This is a genomic window from Phaeodactylibacter sp. (assembly GCF_022763345.1).
GTDB lineage: Bacteria > Bacteroidota > Bacteroidia > Chitinophagales > Saprospiraceae > Phaeodactylibacter.
The window spans coordinates 62037-80014 of record NZ_JALEGS010000040.1 but is presented as its reverse complement, the minus strand read 5'-3'; the positions used below and the strand labels follow the sequence as shown (position 1 = coordinate 80014).

12 protein-coding genes are annotated in these 17978 nt (G+C 51.8%); 8 read left to right on the top strand and 4 right to left on the bottom strand.

Features of this window, described 5'->3' with window-relative positions; genetic code table 11:
• Window positions 1-5: 5 nt before the first annotated feature.
• Entirely contained in the window at window positions 6-812 is an 807-nt protein-coding gene (locus MRY86_RS11000; protein ID WP_293564076.1) for a hypothetical protein, read from the bottom strand.
• A 196-nt stretch (window positions 813-1008) separates the two neighbouring features.
• On the opposite strand from MRY86_RS11000, the gene MRY86_RS10995 reads away from it, so the two are divergent.
• The 3 genes from MRY86_RS10995 (at window position 1009) to MRY86_RS10985 (ending at window position 6163) form a co-directional block, all read left to right on the top strand.
• Window positions 1009-1761, top strand: a complete 753-nt coding sequence (locus tag MRY86_RS10995; RefSeq protein ID WP_293564075.1) for a polyprenol monophosphomannose synthase — start codon at window positions 1009-1011, stop codon at window positions 1759-1761.
• 239 nt (window positions 1762-2000) lie between these two features.
• Window positions 2001-3008, top strand: a complete 1008-nt coding sequence (gene holA / locus MRY86_RS10990; protein WP_293564074.1) for a DNA polymerase III subunit delta — start codon at window positions 2001-2003, stop codon at window positions 3006-3008.
• A 113-nt stretch (window positions 3009-3121) separates the two neighbouring features.
• A complete protein-coding gene (locus MRY86_RS10985; RefSeq protein ID WP_293564073.1) occupies window positions 3122-6163 on the top strand; it encodes a choice-of-anchor L domain-containing protein in 3042 nt (1013 codons plus the stop codon).
• Here the strand turns inward: MRY86_RS10985 and MRY86_RS10980 are convergent.
• Window positions 6160-7290, bottom strand: coding sequence for a sulfatase-like hydrolase/transferase (locus MRY86_RS10980; protein WP_293564072.1), 1131 nt, complete (start codon window positions 7288-7290; stop codon window positions 6160-6162). The genes MRY86_RS10985 and MRY86_RS10980 overlap by 4 nt on opposite strands.
• A gap of 21 nt (window positions 7291-7311) precedes the next feature.
• Entirely contained in the window at window positions 7312-9444 is a 2133-nt protein-coding gene (locus MRY86_RS10975) for a hypothetical protein (RefSeq protein WP_293571448.1), read from the bottom strand.
• Window positions 9445-9548: 104 nt separating this feature from the next.
• Here MRY86_RS10975 and MRY86_RS10970 point away from each other — a divergent pair, with 104 nt between their 5' ends.
• The 3 genes from MRY86_RS10970 (at window position 9549) to MRY86_RS10960 (ending at window position 13362) form a co-directional block, all read left to right on the top strand.
• Window positions 9549-10610 carry a formylglycine-generating enzyme family protein gene (locus MRY86_RS10970; protein WP_293563540.1) on the top strand — a complete coding sequence of 354 codons (1062 nt, stop codon included), beginning with the start codon at window positions 9549-9551 and terminating at the stop codon, window positions 10608-10610.
• A gap of 90 nt (window positions 10611-10700) precedes the next feature.
• Window positions 10701-11516, top strand: a complete 816-nt coding sequence (locus tag MRY86_RS10965) for an SDR family oxidoreductase (protein ID WP_293563539.1) — start codon at window positions 10701-10703, stop codon at window positions 11514-11516.
• Between the two features lie 148 nt (window positions 11517-11664).
• Window positions 11665-13362, top strand: coding sequence for a sodium/sugar symporter (locus MRY86_RS10960; RefSeq protein WP_293563538.1), 1698 nt, complete (start codon window positions 11665-11667; stop codon window positions 13360-13362).
• A 65-nt stretch (window positions 13363-13427) separates the two neighbouring features.
• Here MRY86_RS10960 and MRY86_RS10955 read toward each other — a convergent pair whose 3' ends face one another.
• On the bottom strand, window positions 13428-16010 hold the full coding sequence (locus MRY86_RS10955; protein WP_293563537.1) for a T9SS type A sorting domain-containing protein: 2583 nt from the start codon (window positions 16008-16010) through the stop codon (window positions 13428-13430).
• A gap of 235 nt (window positions 16011-16245) precedes the next feature.
• Between MRY86_RS10955 and MRY86_RS10950 the strand changes: the two genes are divergently transcribed.
• Together MRY86_RS10950 and MRY86_RS10945 are read left to right on the top strand one after the other, a co-directional pair.
• Window positions 16246-17172: a zinc ABC transporter substrate-binding protein gene (locus MRY86_RS10950; RefSeq protein ID WP_293563536.1), complete on the top strand. Its 927-nt coding sequence runs from the start codon at window positions 16246-16248 to the stop codon at window positions 17170-17172.
• 10 nt (window positions 17173-17182) lie between these two features.
• Entirely contained in the window at window positions 17183-17977 is a 795-nt protein-coding gene (locus MRY86_RS10945) for a metal ABC transporter ATP-binding protein (RefSeq protein WP_293563535.1), read from the top strand.
• Window position 17978: the final 1 nt, after the last annotated feature.

Sequence of the window (17978 nt, the reverse complement as noted above, 5' to 3'; positions counted from 1 at the left end):
CTAAGTTAACGCGATTGGTGCCGATATACAAGTGAAAATCCATACCGGCTGGAAAGCCCGATGTTGCGCCCACCCACAATAAAGGCCAGGTTGCCTGCCAGTCCGAGCCCTTTGTATACCGGAACATAAAGGGTGCCTCCGAGACGGGTCCAATCTGAGCCTGCGCCTCCGGTCACTTGCTGGTCCACAGCGTTGTTGAGGGTATTGTACCATTCCACCCAGCCTTCCACAAAGTAGTAGGCGCTCCCAAAGCCCGTACGGACCAAGATTGGGATGGAAGTTTGAAGCGGGGATAAAAACCGAAAATCGGCACCGCTTTGCACATGGAAGAAAAAACCGTAGTTGGAATTGTATTGCAACGCCAGCCGCCCCTGAAACTGTACTGCTCCGTAGCCAATAGGTGTATCAACCGTAGTCGGATAGGCAGATAGGGGCGTGGTAAGCCCTACCGCAGTAATCGTGTTCAGCTTTCCGGAAGAAAATTGACGCAGCCCATTCCTTATCTTTATAAAAACGGACCCGTCCTGAACGCCATTGATGTTTTCGTTTATATAAAGGTAGGGCAGGTTAATGACGACAGAGCCATGATCGCTCATGCTGTATTCAGCAAAAAGATTGTAACTTATGGTGGTTAGTTCCTGTGCACGGGTTTCATCCCCGAAACGGTACTCATCGAAGTGCTCGTATCCATAACCGGGCGCAATATCAAGTGTGCCTTTGGGGTTCATAAAACCGCTGATCATTCCCTGGCCCGGCAGGAGGAGCGGGAAGAGCATCAGAGCGGTCAACATTTTTAGCGTTGCGGGCTGCATATAGTCGTTTTGAACAAAGGTAGGGCTATGATGGCATTTTTAGCGTTGTGGTGACGACAGCCCCTGCCGAAAAGCATGGATTTTTGGAGGCGGCTGCCAGGAGACAAACTTTTTTGTTCCGTGGCTCAAAATAAAGGGCAAAGCGTCTATCTTTGTCGCCCGTATTATTACAACACTCATTTCAGAATTACCGACTTTGTCTGATAGTTTAGTCATAATTCCAACCTACAATGAATGCGAGAACATTCCTCGCATGATCGACACGGTGATGAACCTGGAGAAGGATTTTCACCTGCTTATCGTTGATGATGGCTCGCCGGACGGAACAGCCGACCTGGTCCGTGAAAAGCAGGAAGCTTACCCCGGGCGTGTTTTCCTCAAGGAGCGGCAAGGCAAACTAGGCCTGGGCACGGCCTACATCGCTGGTTTTAAGTGGGGGCTGGAGCATGACTATGCGTTTATTTTTGAAATGGATGCCGACTTTTCACACAGCCCTAATGATTTGCTCCGGCTGTACGAGGCTTGTGCCCAGCCCGGAGCAGGCATGAGCGTGGGTTCCCGCTACGTAAAGGGCGGAAAGCTGGAGAATTGGCCCATCGACCGCATCGCGCTATCCTATGGTGCCTCCCTCTACGTAAAGTTCATCACTTTTATGCCGGTCAATGACCCTACGGCAGGCTTCGTCTGCTACCGGCGGGAAGTCCTGGAAGCTATGGATCTGGATAAAATCCGCTTCGTGGGGTATGCTTTCCAGATTGAAATGAAATTTGCGACCTACCAGATGGGGTACAAAATCGTTGAGGTACCTATCACCTTTACAGATCGCGTAGAGGGAACTTCAAAGATGTCCTCAGGCATTATAAAGGAAGCCGTCTTTGGCGTTTTGCAAATGCGAATGCGCGGCTTTTTTAGTAAGTACCGGGTGGGGTCTGCTCCCTCAAAACACTAAATTAATTCCTTCCTGAATCTTTTCTTTTTTCCGCATTCAAGCGGTGCAACACCTTGGTTTTGTTGGGACGGTTGATTTCGGCATGTTAGTGACCTGTCTCATTATCTAAATATTTCTGGTACTCATTTAAAATTTTCTGAGCATTAAAAAATTAAAAACCCCGATAAAAACAACCTTAAAAAACAGAAACTGCCTCCCACCTTGCGTATTATTGCCCTAAACCTGTAACCGGCTACATTTTGGACTTTCAGCAAATTCTACATGACCTGCGGGAGAAAAAATTCCGCCCCATCTACTTTCTGCACGGAAAGGAGCCCTACTTTATTGATTCCATTTCTTCCTATATCGAAAAAAATGCCCTTTCGGAAGCCGAGCGGTCCTTCAATCAAACGGTCTTCTATGGCAAAGATGTAGACCACATGGCTATCGTGGATACGGCCCGCCGGTTCCCGATGATGGCTTCCCATCAAGTCGTATTGCTGAAGGAAGCGCAGGACATGCGCACACTAGCCAACCTGCTCTCCTACGTGGAGAAGCCCATGGAATCCACCATACTGGTCATTTGCCACAAGCACAAAAAGCTCAACCTCAATTCGAAGTTTGGCAAAGCGCTAAAGAAAAACGCGCTGATCTTTGAGTCCAAGCCTCTGTACGACAATCAGGTGCCAGGCTGGATCAGCAACTACCTCAAAAGCCATAAGCTGACCCTTACCCCGAAAGCCGGTGAGCTGATTGCGGAGAACCTGGGGACTGATTTATCAAAAATTGCCAATGAGCTGGACAAACTGGCGCTAAATCTCCCACCGGGCACACAGGTAGATGACGCTGCAGTGGAACAATACATCGGTATCAGCAAAGACTTCAATGTATTCGAGCTGCAACGGGCTATTGGGCTACGTGATCCCCTCAAGGCGCAGCGTATTGTCAACTACTTTTCTGCCAATCCGAAGAAAGGGCCAATGCCAATGCTTATCGGCTCCTTGTACAACTACTTCAGCAAAATCTACTTATTCCACGCCGCGAAAAATTTGCCGGAAAACGAATTATTGAGTACTTTGCAGCTGCGTTCGAGTTTCTTTCTGAAAGAATATCGGGCAGCAGCACGCAACTACTCCCGCTCCAAGACTGAGCAAGTCATTACCCTCCTGAAAGAATTCGATCTGAAGTCCAAAGGCGTTGGCTACAACAACACCGGTAAGCCCGAAGGCGAACTGATGAAAGAAATGGTCTGGCGCATCATGCACTGATACCTTATCGTAAACACCCCCATTTTTGAATCTATTGGCATCACTTTCACATCAGCCTATTGAAGGGCGGAGGTGGCGTAGTGATGTATAATCCTGATATCAAACCATAACCAATGAAGATGAGGTTTTTTACGATTTTGAGCCTGCTTTTTCTGACCGGCATCCTATATGCACAAGCACCTTACACCGTGATCGGATCACTGGATTCCACCTTCACGCCCATTGAGCTGATCGAAGATGTATGCCTGGGCGAAGGCATTGAGGTCACGAACATTGAATTTGAAGGGGTTAGCCCGGCAGTGGGCCGGTTTCTTGGGGGCAGCGACGTTATTGGGCTGGAGCAGGGCTTCCTCATGACGACCGGACTGGTGCAATCTTCCGGCAATTTTGGCGGGGCCGACCTGGCTAGTTTTGGAGATGCTTCCTTTATCAACAACAGTAATGCCTACACCGAGGAGATCGCGACAATCTCCAACAACAGTACCATCAGAGATGTCGCCATCTTCCGGATAAACTTCGTGCCCACTGGCGATACCCTCATGTTCCGCTATGTCTTTGCTTCTGATGAGTACCCGAATTATGTGTGCAGCAATTTCAACGATGTATTTGGTTTCTTCCTGGAGGGCACAGACCCGGAGACCGGAACCTCCGCGATTCGCAACCTCGCCCAGATTCCAGGCACAGAACTGCCCGTATCCATCAATAGCATCAATAATGGTGTACCGGGCGACTATCCCGGCAGCCACCCTGCCTGGTGCTCCGAAGAATTTAATGGATCACTCGACTATGCCAGCCTGTTTAATCAGGTGCCACCCTTTGTTGCGCCCACCTACAATGGCTTTACGGATGTACTCTTGGCCAAAGCCGATGTGGTACCCTGTCAGGAGTACCAAATGACCCTCGTTATTGCGGATGTAGGAGACGCATGGTGGGATTCGGGCATCTATTTTGAGGCCAATAGCTTCTGTTCCTTTTCCGGAAGCCATGGCACTACGGAGCGTTTGACCATCACCGAAGACTGTGCACCTCAGGAGCTGGAGGTCGACCTCAGCCTTTTTCCGGAAGAGGAATATCCATTGACTTATACCATCACCGGTGGTGCAACAGCCGGGGTCAGTTTAGCTGGAATTCCACTCAATGGCACCATTGCTGAAATGGCAGATGCCTGGCTTTTGCCTGTTGAAATCACAGCGGACAGCCTGGCACAGGGCGCCGATACCCTAAGCATCGAAATAAAAGGAGCGACCTGCCGGGAGAAAGTCTTTAAGCTCACGATTCTGGACCCCCTCCTGATTGAAGGCCCCTCTGATGCAGCGGCCTGTGCCGGGGACCCCGTAACCCTTACCGCAACCCAGGACTCCACCCTATTGGCCGATTTCGATTTCTCCTGGAGCAATGGCATGACCGGGGCGTCCATCCAGGTGAACCCTCCAACCACTACCACTTATACGCTTACTTACGGCAATGCCGCCGGAACCTGTACGCAGGATTATACTGTATTCGTGACGCCACTGGAATCCGCCCTTACGGTTAGCATCAACGAAGGGCAGTCCTATCTCTTTGGCAATCAAAACCTGACCGCCGCCGGCACTTATGAAGCAGCCTTTATCGCTGCTAACGGATGCGACAGCCTGGTGCAGCTTACGCTGCTGGTGAAACCGATAGCTGAAGTGCTGACCGATTCCATTGCTATTGGACAAGAAGGGACCCTTTGTGTGAATACGGATTTGTTCCAGAGTGTTGAGAGTTTCACTGAATCCTGTGGCAATGTTCAAACTGCAACACTTATGACCGATCCTGCCACAGCATGTGCAACTTATACCGGTGTACAAACCGGGCAGGACACCCTTTGCTTTTTGGCCTGCGGCAATACCGGGCTTTGCGACACCACTTACCTGGTACTGAGCGTCTTCACGAATCTGCTGGACGCAGTAGACGACTACGATACCACCGCTTACGATGAAAGCAAAATCATTGATGTGCTCAGTAACGACTGGATCAGCAGCACCGCGCTTACCGATCAGTACCTCGTTCGCCTTCCTGAGACTGGCACCGCCTTGCTGAACCCGGATGGAAGCATTCTCTTCGAGCCCGATCTCAGCACCTGTCTTCAGGAAGAATCCTTCAGCTACGCCATTTGCAATGACATTGGCTGTGATACGGCCACCGTCTTCCTTTTCCTGGACGAAACCGAAGGACAATGCGACCTCGTCTGGCCAGGTGATGTAGGCAACGATGGTATCGTTAATCAGATGGACCAATGGGCGATCGGGCTGGCTTACGGCAGGGAAGGTATTGTGCGGGCGAACGCCAGTATTGACTGGGTGGGGCAATATGCGCTCAACTGGCCGAGCACCATCACCTTCGCTTATGAATTTAATGCCAAATATGGCGATTGCAACGGGGATGGCTTCATCACGGCAGATGATATGGAAGCGATTGAGCAAAATTGGGGTCTTACGCATCCGTTAGCGCCACTTGTCCCCTTCAGCTTCCCGGAAAAGGAGCAGCCAAAGTCACTTGGCCCGGTAGCCGAATCGGGCGGGCAGTATCGCATTTCGGTTTACCTGGGCGAAACCAATCAGCCTGTCCAGGATGCCTATGGCTTGTCCTTCACCCTCCACTTTGAGCCGGGTACGCTTGCTAATGTGGATTTTGAGGCGCAGGAGGGCCCCTTCTACACAGCACAAAGCCCGTTGCTGAACCTGGTTAAAGTAGAAGACGATAAAGCCATCGTCTCTATCGTCCGGACCAATCAGGAAGGCGTCGAACTCACTGGCTATATCGGCGATTTATGGACCGACAACCCCGACTTCACGATTTCCGATTGGTTTTTCCTGCAGTCAGATGGGGAGGTCTTTGCTTTGCCGGGTGCAGTGGCACCGGCTGCTATCTCAGGTACCCATCATACCGGCCTTGCCAATGGCATGGCACTAAGTGCTTACCCGGTGCCGACTCAGGATGAGATTTTTGTGGAAGTCAATGAAGCGGCTACGGCTACCGTCTTTAATGCCAGCGGGCAGTTGATTTGGAGCGGCCCGCTACAGAAAGGCGTGCAAAGGTTATCCGTTGCAGAATGGCAACCGGGCATCTATCTGCTCCGCGCAGAAGGGAGGGAAAACGTGGCCCACACTCGGATTTTGGTTAATCGTTAATTGACCGTAGAGAGGGTGTATTTCCTGTGGGAAATGTATCCCAGGCTGTCCATCACTACGGAATCTGGAGGGAGCTGTTCTGCCTGCATGTTACTCAGGCGAAATAGCTCCCTTTTGCCTTCATATTCAGTGAGATAAAGCAACTCTGGGGTGTAAAGAGCATGGTACCGGCTATTATTGCTGATGCCAATGCCTGGATATTGGATTTTTCCAAAGTCACCATCCAAAATCTGTTCTACGGTAGGCGCATTACAGGCGTGCGTTTTCTGACCATCCACAAAGCAGCGTTCCACAAGGGTGGGGAAGAGGGTGCGCAATTCCATTAATTGCGGTACGCGGTGGCTACTATCCTGCTTAAAATCATAGTAAAGGAAAGGCACTTTGACGTATTGTGGCTTGAAGTATTCCCGTTCGAGGTCTTTGGGCCTAATGCCCATCGGGTTTACGCCCAACAAAATGACGATGGTGTTGCTAGCCTCCTCAATGTCCATCAGCTGGTCCAGCAATTGCCCTACTTCCCTGTCCACTTCCGTAAGGGCGTCTTGATAAGCCACCTGATTGCTGTCTTGCAAAACGGCTTTCATCTGGTAGTGGGCGTTGATGAAAAACGGGTCGCCCTCGTATGCTGCCCACAGATTGAACACCTGCGCTGTAACGTCGGCGTTTCCGGTAGTCTTTGGTATTTCCAATGCTGCTTTTTCCGCAAAGTGGGCTACCCTGATCGGATTGTAAGCAGATTTATCCCGAGGTTTAAGCCCCGGAAAAGCAATATGATAGTCGCCGGACGCTAATCCCGGGAATAGGGAATTCACATACAGCCCGTCCTCAGGATAAGCTGGAAAAAGGTCCGGGTACCAACCCGTAAAAACACTCGTCAGAGCTTCTTCTGCTAAAGGGTGCTGCGCCAGTGCGTCCTTAAAAACAACAGCCCGCATCGCCAGCTGGTCAATGTTAGGGGCCCGTAAAACAGTATCGCCGTAGCAGGGCAGGGCGCGGCTCAGCCCTTCCACTGAGATCAATAGCACATTGGGCGGATCGTAATTCCAGTTGCGCAGCTTATTGCAACTGAAAAGAACCGGGAACAGGAGCAATGTCCAGAGGCGTCGGCAGCATATTTGACGTTTCATCGTGCAAAGAAAACCATTTCTTTACAATCTTACCCGTATGCCCGGCCCGAACAGCAAAAACCACTTTTGCTCCGATAGGAAATACCCCCCACCGGCAAACAGCGGGAAGGACAACCGGCTGGAGTACTTGGTCTTGATGGGGTAGAGGCTTGCCAGTGCCACCAGGCCCACATCCCGGTTGGTATTGTTCTCACTAAAGTTGAAGGCGTTGAACGCCAGGAAGCCCGCACCAAATTTGTAGGGCTTGGGGGTATTGATCTTTTTGTCTTTGTAAAAGCTGAATTGGGCAATCATAGCCATACTGATACCTCCAAGGTTGCCAAACCCGGGTTCATTCAGCCGCTTTATGACCAAACCAGCCGGGAAAGAGACATCTATATCAAAACTGCTGCTCCGGTAGAGCACCAATTCGGAGGTATGGCTGTAGCCTTTGCCCCGCCCGTAATGGTCCTCATCATGGCGGATCGTCACCCGGATTGTAGACCAAAGATCGAGGGTATATATTTTTTTCCTCAGGAATTTGTTGAGGCTCATATCAAAGGTCTGGCACTGCTGTTGCTTGTAGAAGCTTGCCCGGGGCGACTCTTGTGAAGGGCAGACCACAAAGCCCGGCAGTTCCCGCTGATCCACCAACTGATTGCGCTGATCTCTTATTTCCACTTCCACTTTTAGGTGCTGTGGCCCATGCAACCTACCGCTGTCGATGCGCCCGGGATGGAAGGACAGCATAATGTCGTCCATATTTTCCTCTACAAACAGGAGCCGGTCGGCAGCGTTGAGCCCCACCTCCTCTTCGCCATAGCGGAGTGTAATGAAGTCCAGTGCGCGTGCCCGGTCATATTCCCTGATTTGAAGTGACCGGCCGGTAGATTGATCATGGCTGAAAATCTGTACTTGCTGCTGAATAATATCCAGCGGTATTCTTGCCCAGAAAATCTGAGCCTCCGCAGTACTTGCAATGGTATCCTGCTCCACCTGCTTCAGCCCTTCGAATCTAAAACTGCCGCGGTTGAGCTCCTGTCCTTCTAAGCGGATGCCAACTCGCTCCCCGGGATAAACCTGATTGCCAGGCTTCCAGCTTTCGCCCTCCCGCTGCAGGCTGATCCGGTCAATCTTCATTTCGGGCATGATATCCATATTGGTGATAAACCGGGCTTGATCCCCATCTTTGATATACAGATACCCCTTATTCCGGCGGTGATAGTCATATAGGCGCAGCCAGCAAAGCAGCTTCCCGTTGCCGAGAATACTACGGGTGAAAAGCTCAGCGACCAATGCCCCGCCCGGCCGTTCCTGAGCTTCCAGCCGATAGGTTTTTTCCAGCTCCAGCCCGGCATCATAATTCAATTCGACTTCAATGCCCTTGCCCCGGTTGTCGTCACTCAGCACAAACTGGCCGGGGCGGACTTTCAGGAACCCAAGCTTTGCGGGCTTGACGGTAAAGTCCCGCTCCAAAGGCGGCAGCGAATAATGGGGCACCCGCAGGGAGTCCAGATAAGGCTTCCGGGTTTCAAAAGTGGCGTTTAGCAAACGGATGCCCACCGCATCCGGGAGCAGGTGCAAAAGCAGCTTTCCATCGCTTATAGTGATCCGGTACGGAATTTCTCCTTCTTTGGACCAGTTAGGCTTTTCTCTGATATTATTCAGGTTGTTGGTCTGCAGTTCAAATACCCGCTCCTCTCCGATAAAGAGTTCTTCCACCGGAGACTGAAAGCTAACCTGCGTACGTGTTGAAGGGAATAGCCGGAATTCCAGTAAGTAGGGCTGCCGGGCGTAAATGGAGGTGACCTCTAGGGGGAGCTGCAAGAAATCTAAATCGGTAACAGACTTAAAGCGTACTTTGAAACGGTAGTAATCCTCATTCACGAGCCGGATGCTGTCCACCAGCTCGAAATCACCTGATGGCAGCAAGGTTACACTTTCGATCACGCTGCGCCCAACAGGAAAGAACCGGAATTCCGCCACCGGAGTTTCCTCCCGGTAATTGAAGCTGAGGTAGGATTCGCCCTGCCATTGCAACTGATGCTCCGTCCAGCGGAATACAGAAGTATCAATCCGCATTTCCACTTCTTTAAAGAACCGGAGGTCAGGCATTTGGGCATACAGCCCCATGGTCATCCACAAAAGGGCAAATAGGAATAGGTGCCGCTGCATCGCTGGTTTTGTTTTTGTTTGCTACTTTTGGTTTCACCATGAATGAAACGCTCGCGCCAATGCTTAGGTGCGAAAAGGAAAATACTGAAAAATAACCACTGTATATGAATAATCGTTTGCTCGGTTGGCTGACTTTAGCCCTTCTTTTTCAAGCTTGCAGCCCAGATTCACCGAATGAGACGGATTCAGCGCCTGCTACTTCAGCTGACTTCACCGCCTCTATGCCTCATCAACCCGGTACGGAAAACATGGCCCTCATTCCGGGCGGGACCCTACAAATGGGCGGTGACAACAAGCAGGCAGCCCCCAACGAATACCCCAAACACCCCGTCCGGGTTGATTCCTTTTACCTCGACAAGAAAGAAGTGACCAATCGCGAGTTCAAGGCTTTTGTAGAAGCTACCGGATATGTTACAGTTGCGGAAAGGGCTATTGATTGGGAGGAATTGAAATCTACAGTACCCCCTGGCACCCCAAGGCCACCCGACAGCCTTCTTCAACCAGGTGCGTTGGTCTTTCAGGCCACAAATGGCCCGGTGCCCCTCGACAACGTCGGGCAATGGTGGCAATGGACCATCGGCGCGAACTGGCGGCATCCGGAAGGGCCTGCAAGTTCTATAGAGGCCCGCATGGACCACCCTGTGGTACAAATTGCCTGGGAGGATGCCGAAGCGTACGCCAAATGGGCAGGCAAGCGGCTGCCAACGGAAGCCGAGTGGGAATGGGCTGCCCGGGGCGGAAAGGAAGGAGCGATTTATTCCTGGGGCAATGAGCCGGTAGGAGAGGGCGCGCCTAAAGCGAATTACTGGGAAGGTTTTTTCCCGTACGAAAATACCAAAGCAGACGGCTACTTCCTGACTGCCCCGGTAGGAAGTTACGAACCAAACGGATACGGTCTCTACGATATGGCCGGCAACGTTTGGGAATGGTGCAGCGACTGGTATGATTATGACTTTTACAAGAAACTGGAAGCGAAACAGGCAAATGCAGAATCCGAGGAAGCCTGGAACCCTATGCAGCCCTATCAGGCAGAAAAAGTCCTTCGGGGCGGGTCTTTTCTGTGCAACGACAGCTACTGCTCCGGCTACCGCAACGCCCGGCGGATGAGCTCCAGCCCGGATACGGGGCTTAATCATACCGGATTTCGATGCGCGCGAAGCCTTTAGCAATACTTTGGAAAAAGCTTTCTTCGGGCGAATGAGATTACAATGCAGCTGGCCCGGCCTCTATTCTATTAGGAACCAAAAAACCAACTTATGAATCGATTTGATCTTTCCGGGCGGGTGGCGCTCATCACAGGAGGCAGTGGAGCATTGGGTGGAGCGATGGCAAAGGGGCTGGGAGAACTGGGATGCAAGCTGGCCATTTTAGGGCGCACTCAAGGTAAAGTGGAAAGCCGGGTTGAAGAACTGGAGAAACAAGGGCTTGAAGCTTATCCGCTGACTGCGGACGTCCTGGACCGGGAAAATCTCATGGAGAGCAGGGAGCGCCTCCTCAGCAAATGGGGGCGTATCGATATTCTCATCAACGCCGCAGGCGGCAATAAGCCGGGTGCTGTCGTGCAGCCCGATCAGGAAATTTTCAACCTTTCAATCCCCGACTTCAATCAGGTGGTACAGCTCAATTTGCAGGGCACTCTTCTACCTACAATGGTTTTTGGAGAAGTCATGGCACATCAGCAAAAGAGCGGCGTTATCCTGAATATTTCGTCTATGGCCGCGCAGTTGCCTCTGACCCGGGTCATGGGGTACAGCGCTGCCAAAGCGGCGATCGATAACTTCACCCGCTGGCTTGCCGTGGAAATGGCCCAAAAATACGGAGAGCACATCCGGGTTAACGCGTTAGCCCCCGGCTTCTTTATCGGCGAACAAAACCGCAGTCTCCTGCTCCATGAGGATGGCACTTATACCGCACGGGCGCAAACGATTGTCTCCCAAACGCCAATGAAACGCTTTGGGGAAGCGGAGGAGCTGATCGGTGCTGTGCAGTGGCTATGCAGTGATGCCTCGAAATTCGTTACAGGTATTGTCGTACCTGTTGATGGAGGGTTTAGTGCTTTTTCTGGTGTCTAGATAGGACACTAAGCAACAGTTGGCAAATTATATTTTGAGACCTTGCCGCAAAGCAGCAAAAGATTCCTAATTTACGAGCAGAATAGGAGAGAGACCTCCTGAAAAGCCGCTGAGGCTCCGGAACCAATAAAAAACGAAAAACCAAACTATGGGATTCGCGTACATCGACTATGTCATTTTTGTCGCCTATGGCGCGCTGATTCTATCCATTGGGCTCTGGGTATCCCGCACCAAAAAGGGAGAAACCAAAACCGCTGAAGATTATTTCCTGGCGGGTAAATCCCTGCCGTGGTGGGCAATTGGAGCGTCGCTGATTGCAGCCAATATTTCAGCTGAGCAATTTATTGGCATGTCAGGTTCGGGTTTCGCGATTGGGTTGGCGATCGCTTCCTACGAATGGATGGCGGCACTCACGCTGCTTATCGTGGGAAAATACTTTCTGCCTGTTTTTATTAAAAAGGGGCTCTACACCATCCCGGAATTTGTAGAAGAACGCTACAGCACGAACCTTAAAACCATACTCGCCGTATTCTGGATCGGGCTATACATCTTCGTCAATCTTACCTCCGTGCTGTACCTGGGCGCAACGGCCCTGGATACCATCATCGGCACCGGTGATGGCAGCCTCGTCATGTACAGTATTCTGGGGCTTTCGCTTTTTGCGGCCTCCTACTCCCTTTGGGGCGGGCTGGCCGCCGTCGCCTGGACTGATGTAGTGCAGGTGGCATTGCTGATCATTGGCGGGCTGGTGATGACCTACCTGGCGCTGGATCAGGTGACGCCCGAAGGTGGCTTCTTCCGTGGGCTGGCCTTCCTTTACGAAGTGGTCCCGGAGAAATTCTCTATGATCGTTTCCAAAGGAGAAATCATCACGCCCAACGGCAGGGATGCCTGGCTGGACCTGCCCGGGCTCGCGGTCATCATCGGTGGATTGTGGGTCGCCAACCTATACTATTGGGGGTTCAATCAATACATCATTCAGCGGACGCTGGCTGCGAAGAGCTTAAAAGAGTCACAGCGTGGCATCGCCTTTGCGGCTTTCCTCAAACTGATCATCCCACTTATCGTGGTCATACCCGGTATCATCGCCTATGTGCTCAATATGGGGCCGGATGGAGCGGTAACGGCAGCATCGCTGGATCCGAGCTTTATCAATTCTGAAGGGACGGTCGTCAATGACAACGCTGCGCCCTGGCTGATTAGCAATTTTATCCCGGCCGGCCTGAAGGGGTTGGTGCTCGCCGCGCTGGCCGCCGCAATTGTCTCCTCCCTCGCTTCCATGGTCAATTCCACCTCCACCATTTTTACGATGGATATTTACAAGCCTTACATCAACCCGGGCGCCAGTCAAAGCGCTATGGTGCGTGTGGGACGGATCACAGTAGCGGTTGCGCTCGTTATCGCAGTCTTGGTAGCCCCTCAACTGGCGAACCTGGGACAGGTATTCCAATACATTCAGGAATACACGGGCATCGTCTCGCCAGGCATCCTGGCAGTTTTCCTGATGGGGCTCTTCTGGCGAAAGGCGACCAATAATGCTGCCATCTGGGGGGTATTGCTATCGATTCCTATCGCGATGTACTTCAAGGTAGGTCCTAAAGGCTGGGCAGAGGGCTCGGCTATGGAGATTTTGTTCCTATCCCTGCCTTTCCTGCAGCAGATGCTGTATACCTGCCTGCTCACTATCGGCATCATTATGATCGTGAGCCAGATCGAAAATAAAGGCGCAGCAGATGAGAAAGGGCTGAAGCTAGCACCGGGCTATTTTGCTACCGGCCCGGTCTTCAATATCAGTGCTATTGCCATCATGATTATTCTGACGGCATTGTATGCGATCTTCTGGTAAAAAGAATGGGCAGGGTACTATTTAACACCCTGCCCATTTAGCTTCCCGCAATTTGTAAGCCCTACTTAACGAATCACCAGTTTTCCGTAACCCTGCAGGCGGTTAGTGCTCATCACCTGATAACTATAAGTGCCGGCAGGCAATCCTCCCTTACTGACTGTAAACTGTCCGGCCGGCAGCTTATCCTTTTGCAGCACCAGCTTGCCGGTGGCATCAAATAGCCGGAGTGTCACCGTCCCGTCGGGCACTTTAGCTCCGTCTCTCCACTCAAAGGTAGTGGCAGAAGTGACTGGATTGGGATAAACGCTGTACCCGGAAGGCGTGCTGAGCGGTAGGGCGAAAGCTTTGGTACCCACCACCGTACGCTTAACGACAAAAACAGCGTCATTGGCAATTAGGGGCACGGCAACAACGCTTCCATCTGGTGCCACTGCCATATTGTGAATAGGCAGACCGGGCAACTCAAAGACCTCTTCGCCAATCTGCAACTGATTGCTTTGATCCGGATTATCGCCCCGCAGCAGCGTATGCTGTACCCCAAAGGTGTCCACGGCTACCGAGATGGGGATACGCCCACCACTGAAGCTCATCGGGGTTTCAAAACTTAGGTTGTCAATACTGAAAACCCGGACGACCTTATTGGTCTGGTCGCAGATCAGGAACGCCCGGCGGGTGGCGTCATAGGTAATGCGGGTTGGTATCCCTCCGATATCATAGGTATCCAGCAGTCCGGCATTGGGGCCAATGGGGGTGATGATGGCAATACCTTCTCCGTTACGCAAGGTTACAGCTGCAAAACGCCCAATACCTGGCACCTCATCAGAAATAGCCGTTCGTAGTGGAAAGTTTTCCAGTTCGACGGAAGCTACAATTTCATTAGCTTCCAAGTCGATGACCTGCACTGCATCGTCGAAGGGTGTAGCCAGTACGCCATACCCACCATCCGCTGTAATTGACAGATTGCTCCTCAACCCGTAGTTGATCCAGCTGATGCCGGTATTGCCAGAAGCAAAGCTGTCTTCCAGTTCTGTATTTGCACCCGCCTGCTGCAATACACCTATCCGGTCTACGCCCCCCGCATTAAGCACATAGGCCCGGTCTACGCCCGGCAGCGCGTAAACTTGGTCCGGCCGGTCACCACCACTGCTGACAGTTTTGACAATTTCGAAGGTCTCCAGGTCAATCACTTCCACCTGGTCCTCGCCGCGTTTAGCCACATAGGCATAGGCTCCATCCGGGCTTACCGCCGCGAAGTAGGTCTCTGCGCTACTGAAGGGCACGAGTCCTTCCAGGGCCTCCTCCTCAAGGTTAATGACGGAAAGGGAACCCGAAAGCGGGTTGGCCACCAGCACACGGCTTAAATCAGGAGTAAGTACAGCCGAGTAGGAGGCATCTGCTTCCATTGCCGAACCTGTAGGCGTGCGCATGAGGTAATTCAGGCTGGTGGGGTCTTCAAATTCGTAATAATCCAATCCTTCGTACCGTAGAGGGTCAGTCGCCACCATCCGGTTGTTGGCCGGAGAAACAGCACCGTTTTGGATAGGAATCCCCTGGCTGGAGCCTACGATTGCTGCCGTCTCAAAATCAATGACATTAAGGTAAAACTGCCCCCCAATTGCATACTGATAATCGGCAGAAGAAAAGATCCAGTTGGGAGAAGACGTGACACTGATATCAACCACATCCCCCTCATCAAAACGGCCCAGGTAAATGGTGCCGGAGAGACCAGGCACAGCGGCACGAGTACCGTCCATATTGACCGCCACAGAGCTGTAAGTGCTGCTGATACTCCCGGAAGGCAACAATTGCCCCACGAGGCTTAGTGTCTCCAGTGCTATTCTTGACAGTTGCCCCTCATTGCCTGTACTTGCCGCTACGAGGTGGGTGCCATCGCCACTCAGGCTGATCTGGCCGGCGTTGGGGACCTCAGGGATAGATTCCACCAAGTCTCCGGTCTGGGTATCAAAAAACTGCAGAGCATCTTCGCCCCCCACAATAGCAAGGCTGCCATCCGGGCTTAGTTCAAAACCATTCCAGTAAACTGTATTCCGAGGGTTCGAGGTGATGAAGGAGAACCGGTACAGGTAGTTATTAAAGCCAGAGAGGGTCGTTTGCTTGGTAAGGGTAGCCAAATCGATTACTTCCAGCACATCTGCTTCGTCACAGGCTACAGCTGCTGTGCTGCCATCCCGGCTGATGCGGGCCTTAGTGGGCTGCACACCTGTGGGAATGACCGCTGCGACGCTGAAGTCATTCAGGTTGATCAGGTAAGCTTCATTGCTGGCAAAGCAAGGCACTATCGCCATCGTGTCCATGACAGTGACTTCCATTGGGCTACCCCCAACCGGTATATCCGCTACGAAAGCGCCTGTTTCCCATTCGATTACCGAAATATTGTCGGTCTGCCGGTGGGGGACAAGGACATAGGCGCCGTCTGAGCTAAACGCCATCTGCCCGATGTAGTCCCCCTCTATCTCGTCTCCGGCAGGAATAATAGCTTCTTCGTTGCGAAGGTGCTGCCAAATGTACTCAGCTGGATTCCCCCTGACGGTCATGGGGTCGCCGTGCTCATTTTCCAATACAGATTGTGGGCTGGCCAGAGTGCAAATCCCAAACAGAAGGCCAAAAAAAGATAATTGCTGCTTCATAGAAGTTTTATGATTTAAACAATGGTACAAATCCCGTTGCTGCATGATTGAGGATTGTTTTTTGAAATAAGGGCTACACCTTGTCAGAAAGATACAAAACGAATAGCAAAAACACCTTCAGAAATCTAACGGAGCAACTTAATGGGCTAACCGAAAAATATTTTTAGATTTGTCTAAAACAAAAGAACCGGCAGCACTGTACACATAGCATCAAATAGGAAAAAGCGACAAATCTATGCGGTTATTTAAAACGACTATACTTTTCTTCTGCCTGCTCTCCCTATGGGGGTGTGAGGCTACGGATACCTCTGTAAATACGGATAGCGGGAAGCTTCAAATTGTTGCAACGACCGGTATGATTGCAGATGCCCTGAAGGAGGTCGTTGGCGATCAGGCCGAGGTTGTTGCGCTGATGGGGCCGGGGGTTGACCCCCATTTGTACAAAGCCACGCAGGGCGACCTGAAACGGCTAACTGACGCAGATGCAGTTTTTTATAACGGGCTGCACCTGGAAGGCAAAATGGGAGAAGTGCTGGAAAAGCTGGCGCGTTTAAAGCCGGTAGCCGCTGTAGCCGATCAGCTTCCGGAAGCCCGCCTGATCAATTCTACCGATTATGCAAGTGCGCACGATCCGCATGTATGGTTTGATGTCAGCCTTTGGTCGGAAGTGGTCGGCATTATAGGAGCGGAGATGGGGCGGATTGATCCGGCAAACGCATCCCGCTATCAGGCAAATGCCAAAGCCTACCAGGAAAAACTAAGCACGCTACACCAATGGGTAGCTTCTGAGATTCAACAAATACCAGAAAAACAACGCGTCTTGATCACTGCCCATGATGCCTTTGAGTACTTTGGTCAGGCCTACGGAATTGAAGTACGCGGGCTGCAGGGCATTTCAACGGTATCAGAATTTGGGCTGCGGGACGTATCAGAGCTGGTAGATTTTATCGCCGACCGGGGCATCAAGGCCGTGTTTGTGGAAAGTTCGGTGCCGGAGAAGTCGCTCCAAGCGGTTGTGGAGGGTGTTAAACAGCGGGAGCATACTACCCAAATTGGCGGTACGCTCTATTCTGATGCAATGGGCGCTGAAGGAACAGAAGCTGGGACTTACCTTGGCATGGTCCGGGCCAACGTCCGTACCATTGTAGAAGCGCTCAGATAAATCAGGAATCATGAAAACTGCAATTGAAACACACAATTTAACGGTAGCCTACAACCGGCGGCCGGTGCTTTGGGATATTGACTTTCAAGTACCGGAAGGGCAGCTGATCGGTGTACTTGGGCCGAACGGCTCCGGCAAAACCACTTTGCTGAAAAGCGTCATGGGGCTTATACAGCCCAGCAGTGGTTATGTCCGCCTATTTGGTCAAAGCCTGGAAGAAGTACGCTCCCGGATTAGTTATGTGCCTCAGCGGGAAAGTGTGGACTGGAATTTCCCCATCAGCGTGCGGGAAGTTGCTTTGATGGGGCGTTACCGCAAGGATAAGCTAATGGGGCGGCTCAGCCGCGAAGACCACAGGCTGGCCAGTGAAGCGCTTGAAAAAGTAGGGATGTTGCCGTTTGCCGACCGGCAGATTGCTCAACTCTCCGGTGGACAGCAACAACGTGTTTTCGTGGCCCGCGCGCTGGCTCAGCAAGCCGACCTTTACTTGATGGACGAGCCCTTCGCCGGCGTGGATGCCGCCTCTGAAGAAGCCATCCTGACTTTGCTGCAGGATATGAAAAAGGCCGGGAAAACCGTACTGATCGTGCACCATGATTTGCATACGGCTCATCAGTTTTTTGATTGGATGGTTCTGCTCAACACCCGCCTGATCAAATGCGGCCCAACGGCGTCTGTATTCACTGCCGAATACCTAAAGCAAGCCTACGGAGGACAGCTCACCATCCTTTCTCAGGTCAGCGATTTAGTCAAAGCCCGGGATTTCCCGATCCGGGAGCGCTCCTTTAAAGATCAGCCTAAATAAT

What these genes read in the sequence shown, in the direction of transcription:
- MRY86_RS10970 (WP_293563540.1), top strand. Translation starts at nt 9,549, where the DNA reads ATGAATAATCGTTTGCTCGGTTGGCTGACTTTAGCCCTTCTTTTTCAA.
- MRY86_RS11000 (WP_293564076.1), bottom strand. Translation starts at nt 812, where the DNA reads ATGCAGCCCGCAACGCTAAAAATGTTGACCGCTCTGATGCTCTTCCCG.
- MRY86_RS10980 (WP_293564072.1), bottom strand. Translation starts at nt 7,290, where the DNA reads ATGAAACGTCAAATATGCTGCCGACGCCTCTGGACATTGCTCCTGTTC.
- MRY86_RS10965 (WP_293563539.1), top strand. Translation starts at nt 10,701, where the DNA reads ATGAATCGATTTGATCTTTCCGGGCGGGTGGCGCTCATCACAGGAGGC.
- MRY86_RS10985 (WP_293564073.1), top strand. Translation starts at nt 3,122, where the DNA reads ATGAAGATGAGGTTTTTTACGATTTTGAGCCTGCTTTTTCTGACCGGC.
- MRY86_RS10955 (WP_293563537.1), bottom strand. Translation starts at nt 16,010, where the DNA reads ATGAAGCAGCAATTATCTTTTTTTGGCCTTCTGTTTGGGATTTGCACT.
- MRY86_RS10960 (WP_293563538.1), top strand. Translation starts at nt 11,665, where the DNA reads ATGGGATTCGCGTACATCGACTATGTCATTTTTGTCGCCTATGGCGCG.
- MRY86_RS10975 (WP_293571448.1), bottom strand. Translation starts at nt 9,444, where the DNA reads ATGCAGCGGCACCTATTCCTATTTGCCCTTTTGTGGATGACCATGGGG.
- MRY86_RS10945 (WP_293563535.1), top strand. Translation starts at nt 17,183, where the DNA reads ATGAAAACTGCAATTGAAACACACAATTTAACGGTAGCCTACAACCGG.
- MRY86_RS10950 (WP_293563536.1), top strand. Translation starts at nt 16,246, where the DNA reads ATGCGGTTATTTAAAACGACTATACTTTTCTTCTGCCTGCTCTCCCTA.